We start from the raw sequence: 17,885 nt of genomic DNA, 5'->3' as shown, positions 1-17,885 counted from the left end.
CTCGTCTTTTTTTCCGCGCCCGCTTTGCAAAAGGGGCGAGGTTGGGCAATTCGTCCGTCCGCCGGCATCGTTACCGATATCACGGCGGAGGGAAATCGATTACCCTTGCCGAAACAATAGGCGCGCGTGCATCTCTACGCAACCGGTTTTCATGCCGCCCGCCCACCGCCAACCCTCTTGCGCAGACCGAGGTGCCGATGTCCCCGCCATCCGACCGCAACCGCGCCTCGCGCGCGGAGCGCGCGTCGCTCACCCCGTCGCTCGCCCAGGTGGCGGCCCGCGCCGGGGTGTCGGTCGCCACCGCCTCGCGCGTCATCAACGGCGTCGCGAACAAGGCGACGGCGGAGACGGCGGAGCGGGTGAGAGCGGCGATCCGCGAGCTGGGCTACCGGCCCGGCAGCGTCGGGCGGGCGCTGCGCCGCCGGGAAAGCCGCATCGTCGGCGTTCTGGCCGCTAATCTCGCCAACCCTTCCATGGCGGCCATCGCCTCGTCGATCGAATGGTCGCTGCGCGGGGAGGGGCTGGTGATGTCGCTGTGCGACACGCACGAGCGCGCCGACGTGCAGGACGAGTACATCCGCGAAATGCGCGCCCAGCTCGTCCGCGCGATGATCCTGGTGGGCGCGGTGGACAGTCCGGCGCTGGACGAGGCGCGGGCGGGCGGCGACACGCTGGTCTTCGTGAACCGCCCGGACCCCGGCGACCCGTCCTCGCCCTATGTCGGGCTCGACAACGCCGGTGCCGGGGCGGAGATCGCCGACCGGCTGCTGGAGCGCGGGGTGCGCCGCATCGGCGTCCTCCACGCCTCGCTGGACCGCACCGCCGGTCACTGGCGCCTGCTCGGGCTGTTCGACCGGCTGGCCGCGGCGGGGGTGGACACGGCGGCCATTCCCTGCGCCACCGGGCCGGGGCTGGATCACATCGTGGCCGGCTACCACGCCATGGGGACGATGCTGGAGCGGCCGGACCGCCCGCCGGTGATCGTCTGCCTGAGCGACCTGCTCGCCTACGGCGCCTACCGCCGCGCGCGGGAGGCCGGGCTGGACGTGCCGGGCGACGTGGCCTTCTTCGGGTTCGACGACAACCCGATCAACCCCTGGATCGCCGACTGGCTGAACTCGGTCCGCGTGCCGTCCGACCATTTCGGTCCGGCCATCGTGGGGATGCTGCACCGGCTCTGGGACGGGGAGAAGCGGCCGGCTCCACTGCTCCTGACCCACCAGCTGACCATCCGCAACCGGGTCCTGCCGGGTGAGACGGAGCCTGTCTCGGGGAGCTGAACCGGGCGTTGAACCCGGCAGGTCGGAAAGCGTCTGCACCGAACAGGCCGCCTTCCAGCCTCCCATTCTCCGCTTCCCGCCCTCTTTTTGACGGCAAGCGCAATCGCGCACGATCACCCGCTTGACATGCAACCGTCGTTACAATCACGTTCGTTCCATGAACGCATGTTCATGGACACTCATTACCGACAAGGTTCCTCCCGGACCCGCGGAGGGGCGGGTGGGGCTGTGGCGGAAGATCAAGGGCCTCGGCGCGGTCTGCGAAGAAATGCTCGACGTCTATGCGCATCGGGTGTTCGCCGTGCAGGACGAGAACCGCGCGGGGCCGTAGTCCCCGTCATGGACCGGAGACCTTGCGCATGAAAAGCCTGCTGTCGGCCTGGCCGTTCTGGGCGTTGCTCTCGGCCGCCTTCGCGGCGCTGACGGCGATTTTCGCCAAGATCGGCGTCGAGAACGTCAATTCCGACTTCGCCACCTTCATCCGCACCATCGTCGTCCTGTTCACCCTCGGCGCCATCCTGCTGGGCACCGGACAGTTCCAGCCGCTGGACTCGCTGGCGCCCCGGACTTATGCGTTTCTGGTGCTGTCGGGTCTGGCCACCGGGGCGTCCTGGCTGTGCTATTTCCGCGCCTTGAAGCTCGGCAACGCCTCCCAGGTGGCGCCGATCGACAAGATGAGCGTCGTGATGGTGGCGGTTTTCGGTGTCCTGTTTCTCGGCGAGAAACTGTCCGCCCCCAACTGGGCCGGGGTCGTGCTGATCGCCGCCGGCGCGCTGCTCGTCGCCTACAAGCCCTGACGGCGGGCGGCTCAGGCGGCGTCCTGTGGCGCCCCGTAGCGGAGCACGCGGACCTTCTCCAGGGTGACGAGGCCGAACTCCATCATCCCGTCCAGCGTCGGCAGGAAAGCGGTGATGCTGGCCTCGTCGTCGACGATCTCGATCACCAGCGGGAGATCGACCGACAGGTCGAGGATCTTCGCGGTGTGGATGCGGCTGTCGTGCCCGTAGCCGATGACGCCGCGCAGCACGGTGGCGCCTTTCAGGCCGGCCTCGCGCGCCTTGGCCACCACGGCTTCATGGAATGGCTGATGCCCGAAGCGGTCGCGCTCGCTGGCGTGGATGCGCAGCAGGACGGCGTCCATCAGTGTCCGCATGGTTCAGGCTCCCTTCATTTGGTTGAGGCTGGCGGCGGTGACGTGGCCGAGCCAGACCGCGATCATGCACAGCGTGACGGAGAGCAGGACGTTGCCTCCGGCCAGCAGCCACTCGCCGTCCTGGGCCAGGTTCAGGGTCTGCAGGCTGAAGGACGAAAAGGTGGTGTAGCCGCCGCAGACCCCGACCATCACGAAGCTGCGGGCATCGGAGGGAACGAACAGGCGGCCGTCGGGTCCGGTCAGCGTCGCGGTGAAGCCGATGACGAAGGACCCGGCGATGTTCACCACCAGCGTGCCCCAGGGAAAAGTCTGGCCGAACAGGCCGGCGATGGCTCCCGAGCACCAGAACCGGAGAACGCTGCCGATGGCGCCACCGAGGGCGACCCACAGGTAGGTCATCAGCATGAACGCACCATCGGGCGTGACTGGATCGAGAGACAGGCGAAGCCGGGACCGCTTCCCCCTTCCGATGCGGCAGCGGCAACATGCGTCCGACCGACGCCGACCTCCGGGATGATTGCAAGGGCGAGTACGGTCGGGCGCATTCAGAGTCTCCGGACAACATGCAGGTCGAAGAGGGGGCGGCGGCACCACGCCACCGCTCCAACGCCGTGCAGATGACGGCCTTGCGTTCGAGCAGAGGGCGGCCCTCCCGGCAGAACAGTTCCAGCCGGTTCCGCGGGGCGATCAGCTCGACGCACATGGGGAGGAGGTGATTGGCCGCTTCGACGGCATGGACCTCGGCCCCGCCGTGGTTGTTGTAGTCGAAATGGATGTGGCGGGCGACCGCGTTGAGGATTCCAGACCGCTTGGCCGCTTCCGGAACAGTGGTGTGATGATGGGATCTGGCTGGATTCGGACATGCTACTCCCCCAAGGACAGGAAGTAGGAGTCATCAGCCCGCCGGAGCGGAGCGGTTCGACCGGGAATGGTCAGGCAGAATCCATTGCAGATCCTCACTTCTCATTTCTGCGCCGCGGCGTCAACAGCAAAGGTCGCGGCACACGCCACAGGCGATGCCGTCCCGTCACCGGCGGTCCTTGTTCCCTTCAGGTGAGCCGCGTCGGTTCGCGGATGGCTCCGGGGCCATATTGAAGCACCTGCACCTTTTCCAGGGTGATCAGCCCGCCCGGCATCATGCCGTCGAGCACCGGCAGGAAGGCGTTGATGGCATCCTCGCTGTCGACGATCTCGACCACCAGTGGCAGATCCTGGGAGAGCCGGAGGATCTTCGAGGTGTGCACCCGGTTGGAATGACCGAATCCCATGCCGCCGCGCAGCACCGTCGCTCCGGCGAGATGCAGCTCGCGCGCCTTCATGACGATGCGTTCGTAGAGCGGGCCGCCGTCATGGCGATCAGCTTCGCCGATGAAGGCCCGCAGGAGCACCGCGTTTTTTGGAACCTGCATTCGAGCGCCCTCCCAGGGTGACGCGCGATCCGAACATCCTCTTGGCAGTATCGCGCCAACGCCGGCGGCCGGCGCCGGTTCATTCGGCATTCACCACCAATTCCCCGACCGGGGGCGCGGCAGTGGCGCAGCGGCGGATGGAGTCCGTTGAAGCAGGGGATCAGCGCTTCCCCTTCCCGGACAGACGGTGCAGCAACTCCCCGACGATGCCGCGGCGGAAGACAAGGACGCAGACGACGAAGATGCCGCCGATCACCACCGGCACCGGCAGGCTGGTGGCCGCCAGATAACTTTCCAGCGTGACGACGATGACCGCACCCACCACCGGGCCGAGAAGCGTGCCCATGCCGCCGAGCAGGGTCATCAGCACCACCTCGCCCGACATCTGCCACGTCACGTCGGTCAGCGAGGCCAACTGGAAGACCAGCGCCTTGGTCCCGCCGGCCAGACCGGCGAGGCTCGCCGACAGCACGAAAGCGAGCAGCTTGTAGCGCTCCGTCCGGTAGCCCAGCGACACGGCGCGCGGTTCGTTCTCACGGATCGCCTTCAGCACCTGACCGAAGGGCGAATGGACCGTACGCCAGATCAGGGCGAAGCCGCCGAGGAAGATCGCCAGCACGGTGTAGTACATCGCCAGCGGGTGGCTGAGGTCGAACAGCCCGAACAGCACGCCGCGCGGCACCGCCTGGATGCCGTCCTCGCCATGGGTGAAGGGGAGTTGTAGGGCCAGGAAGAAGATCATCTGGCTCAGCGCCAGGGTGATCATGGCGAAATAGATGCCCTGCCGGCGGATGGCGAGCAGGCCGAAGACCAGCCCCATCGCTCCGGCGACCGCGGTGGCGGCGAGCAGCCCGGCCTCGGGCGCCCAGCCCCATTCCTTGACCGCGTGGGCGGCGACATAGGCCGCCCCGCCGAAGAAGGCGGCGTGGCCGAAGCTCAGCAACCCGGCGAAGCCGATCAGCAGGTTGAAGGCGCAGGCGAACAGCGCGAAGCACAGCACCTTCATCAGGAAGACCGGGTACAGGGCGTAGGGTGCCAGGACCGCCAGAAGCAGCAAGGCTCCGGTCAGAAGGACCTTCGGTGAGGCGCCGCGCATGGCGAGGCCCTCGTGCAGCGTGTCCCTGGTTTGCAGGCTCATGGCTTATCTCTCCCGCCCGAACAGGCCGGCGGGCTTGACCATCAGCACCACAGCCATGATGACGAAGACGACGATGTTGGAGGCCTCCGGGTAGAAGACCTTGGTCAACCCCTCCAGCAGCCCCAGCCCCAGGCCCGTCACGATGGCCCCGAGGATCGAGCCCATGCCGCCGATCACCACCACCGCGAAGACGACGATGATCAGGTTCGACCCCATCATCGGCGACACCTGATAGATCGGCGCCGCCAGCACCCCGGCCAGACCGGCCAGGGCCACCCCGAAGCCGTAGGTCAGCGACACCATCACCGGCACGTTGATGCCGAAGGCCTGGACCAGGGTCGGATTCTCGGTGGCGGCCCGCAGATAGGCGCCCAGCTTGGTGCGCTCGATGGCGAACCAGGTGCCAAGGCAAACCACCAGCGACGCCGCCACCACCCAGCCGCGGTAGGTCGGCAGATACATGAAGCCCAGGTTCGTGCCGCCCTTCAGCAGCTCCGGGATCGGGTAGGGCTGGCCCGACACGCCATACTGGTGGCGGAAGGCGCCCTCGAAGATCAGCGCGAGACCGAAGGTCAGGAGCAGGCCGTAGAGATGGTCGATCTTGTAGAGCCGGCGCAGCAGCGTGCGCTCCAGCGCCAGCCCGACCAGCCCGACCACCAGCGGCGCCAGCAGCAGCGCCCCCCAGTAGCCGATGCCAGCGTAGGTCAGCAGCAGCCAAGCCACGAACGCGCCGACCATATACAGGGCGCCGTGCGCCATGTTGACGACGTTGAGCATGCCGAAGATCACGGCCAGCCCAAGGCTGAGCAACGCGTAGAAGGAGCCGTTGATCAGGCCGAGCAGAAGCTGGCCGAACAAGGCCTGCGGCGGAATGCCGAGCAGTTGGGACATCGGGCGTTCTTCTCCCGCTCACACACCGAGATGGGTGTGCAGCTTGTCCATGTTGGCGTGGAGCTGGTCGTTGGGGATCATGTCCACGACATGGCCTTCCTCCATCACGTAATGGCGGTCGGCGATGGTCGCGGCGAAGCGGAAATTCTGCTCCACCAGCACGATGGTGAAGCCGCGCTGCTTCAGCTTGCGCACCGCCACCCCGATCTGCTCGATGATGACGGGGGCCAGCCCCTCGGTCGGCTCGTCGAGCAGGATCAGGTCGGCGCCGGTGCGCAGGATGCGCGCGATGGCCAGCATCTGCTGCTCACCCCCCGACAGGCGCGTGCCCTGGGTGGTGCCGCGGCCTTGCAGGTTGGGAAACAGCTCGTAAATCTGCGGGACGGTCATGCCGCCCGCCTTCACCACCGGCGGCAGCATCAGGTTCTCGTCCACGCTGAGCGAGGCGAAGATGCCCCGCTCCTCCGGCACGTAGCCGATGCCGAGGCGGGGGATCTTGTGCTGCGCCATGCCGATCAGCTCCCGGCCCTGGAAGCGGATCGAGCCGTTGCGCTTGCCGACGATGCCCATGATCGAGCGCATGGTGGTTGTCTTGCCGGCGCCGTTGCGGCCGAGCAGCGTCACCACCTCGCCCTGGCGCACGTCGATGTTGACGCCGTGCAGCACGTGGCTCTCGCCGTAGAAGGCCTGGAGATCGCGGATTTCCAGCATGGTGGTCTTCACGGTCGCGCCGTCAGGCATGGCCCACCTCACCCGTGCCGGCCCCCGTGCCCATGTAGGCCTCCATGACCTGCGGGTTGTGCGATACGACGTCGTAGGAGCCCTCCGCCAGGATCTCGCCGCGGCGGAGCACGGTGATGGTGTCCGACAGATGGGCGACGACCGACAGATTGTGCTCGACCATCAGGATGGTGCGGTCGGCGGAGACGCGCTTGATCAGCGCGGCGGTGCCCTCGATGTCCTCGTGGCCCATGCCGGCCAGCGGTTCGTCGAGCAGCATCACCTCCGGGTCGAGCGCCAGCGTGGTGGCGATCTCCAGCGCGCGCTTGCGGCCGTAGGGCAGCTCGGCGGCGGTGTGGCCGGCCCAGGGGGTGAGGTTCACCGCCTCGATCAGCTCCTCGGCGCGGTCGTGCAGGTCGTGCAGGCTGGCCTCCGGCTTCCAGAAATGGAAGCTGGTGCCGCGCGGGCGCTGCAACGCGACTCGGACATTCTCCAGCACGCTGAGGTGCGGGAAGACGGCGGAAATCTGGAAGGAGCGCACCATGCCGAGCAGCGCCACGTCGGCGGGCTTCATGGCGGTGATGTCACGCCCCTTGTAAAGGATCTGGCCGCGCGTCGGCGTCAGGAACTTGGTCAACAGGTTGAAAACCGTGCTCTTGCCGGCGCCGTTGGGGCCGATCAGCGCATGGATCGTGCCGCGGCGAACCTGGAGGTTCACCTCCTTCACCGCGATGAAGCCCTTGAACTCCATCGTCAGGCCACGCGCTTCCAGGATGATGTCGCCGATGTGTCCGGAGCGGGTGTTTCCGGTGGTCATGTCTGTCCTTTCCCGGTGTTGGGCCGGTCGACCGCCGGTGGGCCGGCCTCCGCGGCCTCGGGCACAGGCCGGCCGCTCCTCCCTCGCGCCATCCGGAACGGGAAGGATGTCAGGAGCGGAAGGAATGGGGGCGAGGGGAGGGCGACGCCGTTCCGGGCCATCGCCCCCGGCTCCACGCCGTCCGCCTACATCTTCTTGACGAGCGGGCATTCGCTTTCCGACAGCGGCCGGAAGGCGCGATCGGCGGGAACGCTGCGGACCAGCTTGTAATAGTCCCAGGGCGCCTTGGATTCCGGCGGAGTCTTGACCTGGAACAGGTGCATATCGCGCAGCACCCGGCCGTCCTCGCGGACCGAGCCGTTCTTCGTCATGAAATCATTCACCGGGGTTGCCTTCATCGTTTTCATGACGGCGGGGGCGGCGTCCGTTCCGGCGGCCTTGATCGCCTTCAGGTAATGGCTGACCGCGCCGTAGACGCCGGCCTGATAGAAGGTCGGCATGGCCTTGCGCTTCTCGAAGAAGCGCTTGGAGAAAGCGCGCGTCTCGTCATCCATGTCCCAGTAGAAGGGGGTGGTCAGCATGATGTCCTGGGTCGCCGACAGGCCCAGCGCATGGACCTCGCTGATCGCCAGCAGCAGCGCCACGATGTTCTTGCCCGACTGGCCGAGCCCGAACTCCGCCGCCTGCTTGATCGCGTTCTGGGTGTCGGCCCCGGCGGTGGCGAGCGCCACGACCTTCGCCGGCGACGCCTGCGCCTGGAGCAGGAAGGACGAGAAGTCAGCGTTGTTGGCCGGCACCCGGACGCTGCCCAGGACCTTGCCCTTCTGGCTTTCGACGACGGCGCCGGTGTCACGCTCCAACGCATGGCCGAAGGCGTAGTCGGAGGTCAGGAAGAACCAGCTGCTCAATCCCGAGGCCACCACCGCCTCGCCCGTCACGTGGGCGAGCGCGTAGGTGTCGTAGGTCCAATGCAGTCCGTTCGGCGTGCAGGCCTTGCCGGTCAGGTCCGAACTGGCCGGCGAGGAGAAGATGGCGACGCGGTTGGCCTCCTTGGTGATCTGCTGCACGGCCAGCGCCACCGCGGAGTTCGGAACGTCGATGATGGCATCCACCTGATCGACGTCGTACCAGCGCCGCGCCGTCGAGGCCCCGATGTCGGCCTTGTTCTGGTGGTCGGCGAAGATCAGCTCGACGGGCGTGCCGTTGACGGCGCCACCGAAATCCTCCACCGCCATCTGCGCGGCGGCGATCGAGCCCTGACCGGTGCTGTCGGAGAGCTGGCCCGACAGATCGGTCAGGATGCCGATCTTGATCTTGCCGTCGCTGTAGGCCGCGCCCTGGGCGTGGGCCGGCTGGGAATAGGTCTGGGCGAGCAGGCAGGCGGCGATGGCCGCCGTCACGGCGTAGCGCTTCACGATATCCTCCCAATGAATTCTTGGACGCAATTTTCTTGTGCCGGTTCAGCCGGCGTTCCGCGACGCGGCCGCGTGCTGCGCCGCGAGCCGGCCGAACACGGCGCCGCGCAGGACCGAGGTCGAGCCGGTGTAGACCTGGTGGTAGAGGCCGACCGTCTCGCCCGCCGCGTAGAGGCCCGGCATCGGCTGGCCGTTGCCGTCCAGCACGCGGGCGTCGACGTCCACCTTCAGCCCGCCGAAGGTGAAGCAGTTGGCCGAGACGATGGGGAAGGCGCGGAACGGCCCCTTGACCAGCGGGCGCGCCCAGTTGGTCTTGGCCGGGGTCAGCCCGGTCGTTGCCAGACCGTCCACCCGCGTCGCGTCGAAGCGGCCGGCGTCGGCTGGGCAGGCGGCGTTGTAGGCGGCGACCGTCGCCTTGGTGGCCTCGGCCGGCAGGCCGAGCGCCTCGATCAGGGCGTCGAGCGTCGGCGCCTCGATGGCCGGTACGTCGCTGCGGATGCTGGTGCGCCAGCGCGGGATGTCCTCCACCTGATCGTCGAACAGGACGTAGGCGAGCCCGTCCGGCTGGTCGGCGACGACCCGCGTGATGTGGTCATAGGTGGCGTCGGCGGTGCCCGGCGCCTCGTCGAGGAAGCGCTCGCCGCGCTTGTTGACCAGCACGCCGTAGGGCCAGATGAAGATCACCGCCTCGGGCTGGCGGGAGCGCGGATCGACCGGCTCGGCGTGGTAGGAGCCGAAATCGCCGGCCGGCGCCGCCCCGGCGTCGAGCGCCATGCGGATGCCCTCGCCCCGGTTGTAGTAGCCGCCGCGCGCCACCGGCCGCACATGCTTGGCGCGCGCCCCCATGTAGCGGGTCATCATCTCGGTGTTGCCCTGGTAGCCGCCCGAGGCCAGGACCGTCGAACGGCCGCGGATGGAGACGCGCAACCCGTCCGGCCCGGTGGCGTGGACGCCGCCGATGCGGCCCCGCCCGTCGCGCAGCAGGTCGAGCGCCGTGGTGCGGTAGAGCACGCGGGCGCCGAGCGCCTTCGCCTCCGCCATCAGCCGCTCGATCAGAGCGAGGCCGCCGCCCTGGGCCGCGATGCGCTGAGTGTTCTGGGTCAGCAGATAGATCGGCTGCGGCTCGAAGCGCAGCCCGAACTCCTTGAGCCAGCCGATGGTCGTCGGCACCCGCTCGGCGAAGCGGGCGATCACCTCCGGATCGGGGAAGGGATGGGCCTTCACGTAGTCGGGCCAGTATTCGTAGGGCTCGGCGGCGGCGGCCAGAACGTTGGGGTCGATGTTCAGCCCGGCGTTGGCGGCGAAATGCTCCTCGAAATCGTCGGCGATCTCGGAGTCGTTCTTCATCCGCATGTAGGCTTCGGTCCAGCGCGAGTTGCCGCCGAAATCCTCCTCCGGCGCCCGCTCCAGCAGGGTGACCGAGAGTCCGGCCTGCAGCGCCGTCACCGCGGCCGAAAGGCCGGCGATGCCGCAGCCGACGATCACCAGATCGCTGATATCGGTGTTGTTGTCGGCGTTGTCGTTGGCGTTGTTGTCGGCCGGGCTCATTCTGGTTTCCTCCGTCATCTCATTCGTCTCCTGACCTGTCCCGCTTCATCCGGCGAGGCGTTTGTGGTTCTTGTCCGGCGCCCGGTCGGTGGCGCCATCGGTGGAGTTGTCGATGGCGCCGTCGGCCACGATGATCCCGGCCTCCACCAAACGCTCGACCACCGCCGGGTCATAGCCGGCCTCGGCCAGCACGGCGCGCGTGTCCTGGCCGACGCGCGGCGGGTCGCAACGGATCGCCAGATCCGCGTCGGCCACATGGATCGGCAGCCGGGGCAGGGCGGTCCGCACCCCGTTGGGCAGGGTGGTCGGCATCAGCCCGCCGGTCGCCCGCAGATGCGGGTCGTCGAACAGATCCTCCGGACGGGCGATCGGCGCGAAGGGGATGCGGGCGCGCTCGCACACCGACACCGCCTCCTCCATCGACAGGCCGCCGAACAGGGCGGTCAGCAGCGGCAGCAGGCGCGGCCGGGCGGCGATGCGGTCGTTGTTGCTGCGGAACTGCGGATCGTCGCGCAGGTCCGGCCGGTCGATGGTGGCGCAGAAGCGCTCCCAATGGCTGTCGGTGGTGATGCCGACGAAGATCGGCCGCCCGTCGGCAGTGTGGAAGGTCTCGTAGACCGCCCAGGCCGACACGCGCTCCGGCATCGGCGGGATCGGCGCGTCCGACTGGGCGGCGTAGCAGAGATGCTGGCCCATCAGGAACACCGTGGTCTCGAACAGGGCGGACTCGACGGTCTGGCCCCGGCCGGTCCGCTCGCGCTCGCGCAACGCCACCAGGATGGCGATGACCGCGAACATGCCGCCGGTGATGTCCACCACCGACGTGCCGGCGCGCAGCGGCCGGCCGCTCGGCCCCGTCATGTAGGCGAGCCCGGTCATCATCTGCACCACCTCGTCGAGGGCGAGGCGCCCGGCGTAGGGGCCGTCGAGGAAGCCCTTCAGGCTGGCGTAGATCAGGCGCGGGTTGAGGCCGGCCAGCGTCTCGGCGCCCAGCCCCAGGCGATCCATCGTGCCGGGGGCGAAATTCTCCACCAGCACATCGGTCTCGGCGACGAGGCGGCGGGCGATCTCGCGCCCCTCCGGAGATTTCAGGTCGACGGCGACCGAACGCTTGTTGCGGTTGAAATAGCCGAAATAGCCGGTGCCGAAGCCCTTCAGATGGCGGGTGGGCTCGCCGTTGGGCACCGGTTCGATCTTCACCACGTCGGCGCCGAGGTCGGCGAGGATCATGGCGCAGGACGGCCCCATCACCGTGTGGCCGAAGTCGAGGACCCTGACGCCGGCCAGGGGCAGCGGGTTGTCGGCGGACGGGCCGGTCATGCGCCGCCTCCCGGCACCGGGCGGGGCGCTTCGCCGTCGTAGCGGTAGGGGATGGACGGCGGCATCGGCCCCTTGATCCGGCCGCCCTGCTGCGACTGCTCCCAGGCGTGCGCCAGGATGCCGACGGAGCGCGACAGCACGAACAGCCCGCGCCCGAGCCCCGCCGGAAAGCCGAGTTCCGCGAACACCACGGCGGTGGCGCCGTCGATGTTCATCGGCACCCGCTTGCCCTTGCGCGCGGCCAGCGCGTCCTCGACGGCGCGGCCGATGGCGGCGACCTCCCCGGTCACGGCACCGTCGTCCCTCGCCTCACCCACCAGGGCCAGCAGCCGGCCGGCGCGCGGATCGACGGGGTGGAAGCGGTGGCCGAAGCCGGGGATGTGCTCGCGCCGCTCCAACCGGGCGGCGATCTCGGCGTCCGCCGCCACAGCCACGGAGATGCCCTCCGCCATGCGGGCGGCGATGGCCGCGTACAGCTCCATGCACTGCTGGCCGGCACCGCCATGGACGTCGCCCAGCGCGTTGATGCCGGAGGCCATGGCGTTGTTCAGCCCGACGCCGCAGGTGGCGGCCATGCGGGCCGTGGCGATGGACGGCGCCTGCGGCCCGTGGTCCACCGCCGCGACCAGCGCGGCCCCCAGCAGCCGGCCCTGCGCCGGCGTCGGCAGGTCGCCGCGCAGCATCAGCCAGACCATGTCGGGAAAGCCGATCGTGCCGATCAGTTCCTCGATGGCGTAGCCGCGCACCCGGATCGAACCTGGATGGATGTCGATGATCGACGTCCGCCACCAGCCGGCGGCGGTATCGATGGTCGCTTCGGACATGGGAACGCTCCCGGGGTCATGCCCCTGCAGGCCCGGCCTCAGCCGAGCACGAAGGGGTTGGCGCGGTTGGGCTTTGTGGTGATCCAGACGCTCTTGGTCTGGAGATATTCCTTGATCGCCTCTACGCCGCCCTCGCGGCCGAGTCCGGAGCGCTTGTAGCCGCCGAAGGGCGTGGTGAAGCTGGTCGAGCGGTAGTTGTTCACCCACACCGTCCCGGCGCGCAGCCGGTCGACACAGTGCATCGCACGGTGGAGGTCGCGCGTCCACACGCCGGCCGCCAGACCGAACTCGACGTCGTTGGCGATGTGCAGCGCGTCCTCCTCGTCCTCGAAGGGGATGATGCAGAGGACCGGGCCGAACACCTCCTCCTGGGCGATGCGCATGTCGTTGCGGACGCCGGTGAAGATGGTCGGCGCCACGAACTGCCCCTGGCCATACTCCGGCCCCGACAGGGCATGGCCGCCGAGGGCGCAGACCGCTCCCTCCGCCTTGGCCATCTCGATCATCCGCAGGATCTTCTCCCATTGCGCGCGGGTGGCGATGGGGCCGATCTGCGTGTCCATCTTCGACGGGTCGCCGATGCGCGCCTCGCCCGCCGCCGCGACCAGCGTCTCGACGAAGGTGTCGTGGATGGTCTTCTGCACCAGCAGGCGCGAGCCGGCCATGCAGGTCTGGCCCGACGCGCCGAACACGCCGGAGATGGCGCCCTTCACCGCCTGGTCGAGATCGGCGTCGTCGAAGACGATGTTCGGCGACTTGCCGCCCAGTTCCAACGTCACCTTCTTCAGGCCCGGCGCCGCGGCCTCGTTGACCCGCTGGCCACCGATGTCGCCGCCGGTGAAGGCGACCTTTGCGGTCAGGCGGTGGCGGACCAGAGGCTCGCCGACTTCGCCGCCGAAGCCGGTGACGACGTTGACGACGCCGCGCGGGAAGCCCGCCTCCTGCGCCAGCTTCGCCAGTTCCAGGATGGAGGCGGAGGTGTATTCCGACGGCTTGATGACGATGGTGTTCCCGGCGGCCAGCGCCGGGGCCATCTTCCAGGTGGTCAACGCCAGCGGCGAGTTCCACGGCGTGATGGCGACGACGACGCCGAGCGGCTCGTACTTCACGTAGTTGAAGACATCGGCCTTGTTGATCGGCACGACGGAACCCTGCACCTTGTCGGCAAGGCCGGCGTAGTAATGGAACCACTGGGCGACGTTGCGCACCTGTCCGCTGACCTCAGCCATCAGCTTGCCGTTGTCGCGCTGCTCGATGGCGCCCAGCCGGTCGACGTTGCGCTCGATCAGTTCGGCCAGCCGGCGCAGCAGGGCGCCGCGTTGGGTCGCGGTCAGCCCCGCCCACTCCGGCGACAGGAAGGCGCGGTGCGCCGCTTCGATCGCACGGTCGGCATCGCCCTGCGTTCCGCGCGGAATCTCCGCCCACGCCAGCCCAGAAAAGGGCTCCGTCGTTTCGAACCACTCGTTGGAAACCGGATCGCACCAGTCCCCGTCGATGAACAGCCTGTAGCGTTCCACCCTTCGCCTCGCAAAAGTTCTGGTAGATAGAACCATGTTTCATCTAAGAGAACACGCGCCCGTCAAATGCGTCAACCACAAACTATTCGACATCGAACTTTTTGCGGGGCGTCTTGCGTCGGCCGTCCTTGACGTCCGATGGTGGTGTCGGGGAAAAATGCGCGCCGAGGCTGTCAATGCCAAGGTTGCCAATGAAGGACGCGACATGACCGACGCAAAGCCCAATACGACAACGGCCTCCGGCGGCGGCGTGGAGTCCGTCGACCGGGCGCTGAGCATCGTCGGCTGCTTCCAGGCGGGCGATCACGCGCTGAGCCTGACGGAAATCGCGGCGCGGACCGGGCTCTACAAAAGCACCATCCTGCGACTGACCGTTTCACTGGAGAAGGCCGGCTATCTCGTCCGCCACCAGGACAAGTCCTTTCGGCTCGGCCCGGAGCTGATGCGACTGGGGGGGCTTTATCAACGCTCACTGCGGTTGGAGGACCATGTCCGGCCGGTGCTGCGCCAGCTGATGCGTGAGAGCGGGGAAAGCGCGTCCTTCTTCCGGCGCGAAGGGGCGTGGCGGATTTGCGCGTTTCGCGAGGATTCCACGCAGGCGATCCGCGATCACGTCCACGAAGGCGACCGTCTTCCCCTGGATCGGGGGGCCGCCGGCCATGTGCTCACCCGTTTCGCCGAGAAGGCATCAGCGGCGGACTTCGCTGCCCTGCCTCTGCTCTCCTTCGGCGAGCGCGAATCCGAGACCGGGGCCGCGGCCGTTCCCGTCTTTTCCCAGCGGGAGGGACTGGTCGGCGCCCTGACTTTATCGGGCCCGCTGACTCGTTTTACCGAGGAACGCGTGGCGGTGATGATGCCCCTGTTGCGGGCTGCCGGTCACCGGCTGTCGGAGACTCTCGGCGGGCATTATCCAAGCTGATACTTCGTCAAGAATTGCGTCACAAGAAACTGGTCCTTCCGCGCAAGCGGGCCGGCATCGAAGGCACGATCTCCCAGGGCGTCCGTGCCTTCCACCTGCGACGCTCGCGTTACGTCGGGCTGGCCAAGACGCACCTTCAGCATCTCCTCATCGCCGCCGCCATTGACCTCGCCCGCGTCCACGCTTGGCTGGTCGGTGATCCGCGTGCCCAAACTCGCCGATCATCGTTCTCCGCCCTCATGATGCCGAACGCCGCATAGGGAATTCGCCAGCGGTATCGTTTTCGGTGCAGCGTGAGTGCACTTTCCGGCGGCAGTGAGCACATAGAGGGAACGGAATCCCTCTCTGAGTGCACTGATTTCTTTGTGCAAATCGCTGCTGTCCCTGCTCCCGCCCGGTCTCGCCGTTGATCACGTTACCGTCGCCCATGATCGCGTTGTTGTGGCCGTGCGTGCTCGCGCCGCTGCGGCGGCCTGCCCGGTTGCCGACGTCCTTCGCGCCGCGTTCATAGTCGTTACAGTCGCCACCACGGCGGCCTTCCTTGGCAGGGCCGGGTCGGCCAACTCGACCTTCAGGTTCGCCGGTTCCGTTGCGCCGCCGTCGAGTGTCCGCGCCGCATCTTTGCCGAACGCCTGCCGGCCGTCGCCTTGCCGAAGGCTCGGCGGACCGTCCGGCTCTCGGAGGCGCAGCGGCGCCTTGCCCTCAGTGCCGGCGGCGAGGCTGGTGCCCGCTTGGCGGCTTGCTTGGCCATGCCGGTCAGCGGTGACACGTTGTTGCGCCTGATCCGGGCGGCTCCCCTGCCGGCGCTGCCGACGCCGCGCGTCACCGGCATCGACGACTGGTCGTGGCGGCGCGGTCAGCGCTACGGCACGATCATCGTCGATCTGGAACGCAACCGTCCCATCGACCTGCTGCCCGACCGCCACGCGGAAACCGTGACGGCATGGTTGAAAGCCCATCCCGGGGTGGAGGTCGTTGCCCGCGACCGCGCCGGCCTTACGCCGACGGCATTCGGGCCGGCGCTCCAAACGCCGTACAGGTCTCGGACCGCTGACATCTTCTGCGCAATCTCGGGGATGCTCTGGCCGGGGTTCTCGACCGGCATCATCATGACCTGCGCATAGCAAGCAAAGCGGCCGCGGGGGCCGCCCCGGAAATCGGCCCGGCCGCCTCGTCATCCCCGACGACCGCACCGCTCCCGGCACCAACGGCCGAGTTGCCAATGACGGATCGCCATGGCGTCCGGCAGGCCCGATTTGACGAGGTGATGGCGTTGCACGGCCAAGGCTGGCCGATGAAGCGGATCGCCCGCACGCTCGGCATCAATCGCAAGACCGTGCGCGCGTGGGTGCGGTCCGGCGAACTTCCGGTTTGGTCCCAACAGGATCGCGGCAGTGCGGTCGATCTCCACGCCGTGTACCTCCGGCAGCGCTGGGGCGAGGGCTGCCACAACGCCGCCCGGCTGTGGCAGGAGATCCTTGAGCGAGGGTTTCGCGGGCAACTCCGCACCGTGCAGCGCTGGGTGCGCCGCCTTCGGGATGCAAACCCGACCTCAGGCGGCGCAGTCGGCAGGATGGTGACGTGGAAGTTGCCCTCGAAACGCCGGGCGGCGTGGCTGGTGGTGGCCGATCCGGAGACGATCGATGTCACCGAGCAACGGTTCGTTGATGCCTTGCTCGCCAATTCTGCGGGACTAACCGCGGTCATCGAGTTGGCGCGCGCGTTCAGCATGATGGTGCGTCGTCAGCAAACGCGTGCGATCCTCTGCTCCAACGACAACGCTCGACAACGCTGACGGTCTGGGCCATGCCGACAGAATCGCACACCAGCAGCCCGCTGTGAATCCTGTGTCTGCGTCAATGCCCTAGCACTACTTTGGCAGTTCTACTCTCGCATGTGCCGGACGAGCCAGCAACGACAGCACGGACATCGGATTGGCGTCTCGGTGGGGATATGCGCGAGGATCGCCCGCCGGACGGCGGGCAGCGTTGGTTGAGGCGGCGGTCCGCTTTCGCCGCTCGCCCTTTTTTCCCCACTCCGGCACGTGGGCGAGCCGGAGGTGCTGGAGAAAGGCCAAGGCGATCATGACGAGAACGGCGTGATGGTGCAGACCATGCCAGCCACGCCCCTCGAAGTGATCGAGCCCCAGTTCTTCCTTCATCTGCTGGTGCCCTTGTTCACATACCCAGCGCGCCTTGATCCGGGCCGCCAAGGTCCGCAACGGCGTGCCAGAGGGCAAATTGCTCAGGTAGTATCTGCGCTCGCCGTTGCTCCGGAGTTCACCGACCAGCCAGACCTCCTCGCCCGGCAAGGGCGCCCGATTGCGCTGGGGCGGCCCATCGGCGACACGGACGCGCATCGCAGCGAATTCTGCGGTGAGCGGCCCTTTGGTGCCGGTGCGCCATGTGAGGCGCTGCCAGGACGCGGCTTCCAGCATGGTGGCGGCGGCGACTGGCTCTTCACTGGCGACGGCCCGTTTGCGCGGCCGTCCGGTCTTGGCCACCGGCCAAGTCAATTCCACGGCGGTGCTATAGACCGACCGTGTGCACCGGACACCGACCGGAGCTATGTGGGAGATTGGGTGACGGGCCGATCAGGCGGCGTTCTGTGACGCGGCTTCAGTGACCTCGATGCCGTCGCGGAATGTGACGCCGCGGATCACCTTGGGCAACAGGTTTTCGCCCTGGAGGCGGCGCCAGGTTTTTGCCGCGGCGGTGATCAGCTTGAAGACCATCAGCTTGGCGGTCTCCTGTGACAGCGCCCCCTTGGTTCGGAAGGTCCGGTGCCGCACGGTGGCGAACACGCTCTCAATGGGATTTGTGGTCCGAACGTGCTCCCAGTGCTCGGCGGGGAAGGCGTAGAAGGCGAGTAGCGCGTCGCGGTCCTTGCTCAGGCACTGGACGGCTTTGGCATGCTTGGCCGCGTACTTCTTCA

General features: G+C 67.9%; 16 protein-coding genes and 3 pseudogenes. 5 read left to right on the top strand and 14 right to left on the bottom strand.

Annotated features, from left to right (window positions below):
* Positions 1–197 precede the first annotated feature (197 nt).
* Both JJL56_RS22430 and JJL56_RS22425 read left to right on the top strand, forming a co-directional pair.
* On the top strand, positions 198–1,280 hold the full coding sequence (locus JJL56_RS22430) for a LacI family DNA-binding transcriptional regulator (RefSeq protein ID WP_200486359.1): 1,083 nt from the start codon (positions 198–200) through the stop codon (positions 1,278–1,280).
* A gap of 359 nt (positions 1,281–1,639) precedes the next feature.
* Entirely contained in the window at positions 1,640–2,077 is a 438-nt protein-coding gene (locus JJL56_RS22425) for an EamA family transporter (RefSeq protein WP_200486358.1), read from the top strand.
* Between the two features lie 11 nt (positions 2,078–2,088).
* On the opposite strand, the gene JJL56_RS22420 is transcribed toward JJL56_RS22425, so the two are convergent.
* From JJL56_RS22420 to JJL56_RS22365, 12 genes are all read right to left on the bottom strand, one after another.
* Positions 2,089–2,433 (bottom strand): DUF190 domain-containing protein, encoded by a 345-nt coding sequence (locus JJL56_RS22420; protein ID WP_200486357.1) that lies wholly within the window; start codon positions 2,431–2,433, stop codon positions 2,089–2,091.
* A gap of 3 nt (positions 2,434–2,436) precedes the next feature.
* Entirely contained in the window at positions 2,437–2,832 is a 396-nt protein-coding gene (gene crcB / locus JJL56_RS22415) for a fluoride efflux transporter CrcB (protein WP_200486435.1), read from the bottom strand.
* A 650-nt stretch (positions 2,833–3,482) separates the two neighbouring features.
* Positions 3,483–3,842 (bottom strand): DUF190 domain-containing protein, encoded by a 360-nt coding sequence (locus JJL56_RS22410; protein ID WP_200486356.1) that lies wholly within the window; start codon positions 3,840–3,842, stop codon positions 3,483–3,485.
* A 160-nt stretch (positions 3,843–4,002) separates the two neighbouring features.
* Positions 4,003–4,938: a branched-chain amino acid ABC transporter permease gene (locus JJL56_RS22405; protein WP_247890585.1), complete on the bottom strand. Its 936-nt coding sequence runs from the start codon at positions 4,936–4,938 to the stop codon at positions 4,003–4,005.
* A gap of 45 nt (positions 4,939–4,983) precedes the next feature.
* A complete protein-coding gene (locus JJL56_RS22400; protein ID WP_200486354.1) occupies positions 4,984–5,871 on the bottom strand; it encodes a branched-chain amino acid ABC transporter permease in 888 nt (295 codons plus the stop codon).
* Between the two features lie 18 nt (positions 5,872–5,889).
* A complete protein-coding gene (locus JJL56_RS22395) occupies positions 5,890–6,612 on the bottom strand; it encodes an ABC transporter ATP-binding protein (protein ID WP_200486353.1) in 723 nt (240 codons plus the stop codon).
* Complete coding sequence (locus JJL56_RS22390; protein ID WP_200486352.1) at positions 6,605–7,408, bottom strand: ABC transporter ATP-binding protein; 804 nt, start codon at positions 7,406–7,408, stop codon at positions 6,605–6,607. The genes JJL56_RS22395 and JJL56_RS22390 overlap by 8 nt, the downstream gene beginning before the upstream one ends.
* 185 nt (positions 7,409–7,593) lie before the next feature.
* Entirely contained in the window at positions 7,594–8,823 is a 1,230-nt protein-coding gene (locus JJL56_RS22385; protein ID WP_345772621.1) for an ABC transporter substrate-binding protein, read from the bottom strand.
* Positions 8,824–8,868: 45 nt separating this feature from the next.
* Entirely contained in the window at positions 8,869–10,371 is a 1,503-nt protein-coding gene (locus JJL56_RS22380) for an FAD-dependent oxidoreductase (RefSeq protein ID WP_200486351.1), read from the bottom strand.
* A gap of 45 nt (positions 10,372–10,416) precedes the next feature.
* Entirely contained in the window at positions 10,417–11,691 is a 1,275-nt protein-coding gene (locus tag JJL56_RS22375; RefSeq protein ID WP_200486350.1) for a CaiB/BaiF CoA transferase family protein, read from the bottom strand.
* Positions 11,688–12,515: a citryl-CoA lyase gene (locus JJL56_RS22370; RefSeq protein WP_200486349.1), complete on the bottom strand. Its 828-nt coding sequence runs from the start codon at positions 12,513–12,515 to the stop codon at positions 11,688–11,690. Before JJL56_RS22370 ends, JJL56_RS22375 begins: the two co-directional genes overlap by 4 nt.
* Positions 12,516–12,553: 38 nt before the next feature.
* Positions 12,554–14,032, bottom strand: a complete 1,479-nt coding sequence (locus JJL56_RS22365) for an aldehyde dehydrogenase family protein (RefSeq protein WP_200486348.1) — start codon at positions 14,030–14,032, stop codon at positions 12,554–12,556.
* Positions 14,033–14,237: 205 nt separating this feature from the next.
* On the opposite strand from JJL56_RS22365, the gene JJL56_RS22360 reads away from it, so the two are divergent.
* The 3 genes and pseudogenes from JJL56_RS22360 to JJL56_RS22350 form a co-directional block, all read left to right on the top strand.
* Positions 14,238–14,951, top strand: a complete 714-nt coding sequence (locus JJL56_RS22360) for an IclR family transcriptional regulator (RefSeq protein WP_200486347.1) — start codon at positions 14,238–14,240, stop codon at positions 14,949–14,951.
* 47 nt (positions 14,952–14,998) lie between these two features.
* A pseudogene (locus JJL56_RS22355) lies at positions 14,999–15,211 on the top strand (transposase); the annotation flags it as partial.
* Between the two features lie 94 nt (positions 15,212–15,305).
* Positions 15,306–16,701: pseudogene (locus JJL56_RS22350) on the top strand (ISL3 family transposase); the annotation flags it as partial.
* 120 nt (positions 16,702–16,821) lie between these two features.
* Here the strand turns inward: JJL56_RS22350 and JJL56_RS22345 are convergent.
* Both JJL56_RS22345 and JJL56_RS22340 read right to left on the bottom strand, forming a co-directional pair.
* Positions 16,822–17,511, bottom strand: a pseudogene (locus tag JJL56_RS22345) (transposase); the annotation flags it as partial.
* Between the two features lie 33 nt (positions 17,512–17,544).
* A partial coding sequence (locus JJL56_RS22340; protein ID WP_200486344.1) for a transposase occupies positions 17,545–17,885 on the bottom strand: 341 nt, incomplete at its 5' end.

Source organism: Azospirillum aestuarii (assembly GCF_016632405.1).
GTDB classification, from domain to species: domain Bacteria; phylum Pseudomonadota; class Alphaproteobacteria; order Azospirillales; family Azospirillaceae; genus Azospirillum; species Azospirillum aestuarii.
The sequence above is the reverse complement of the archived record's forward strand: the minus strand, read 5'-3'. Positions and strand labels throughout refer to the sequence as shown.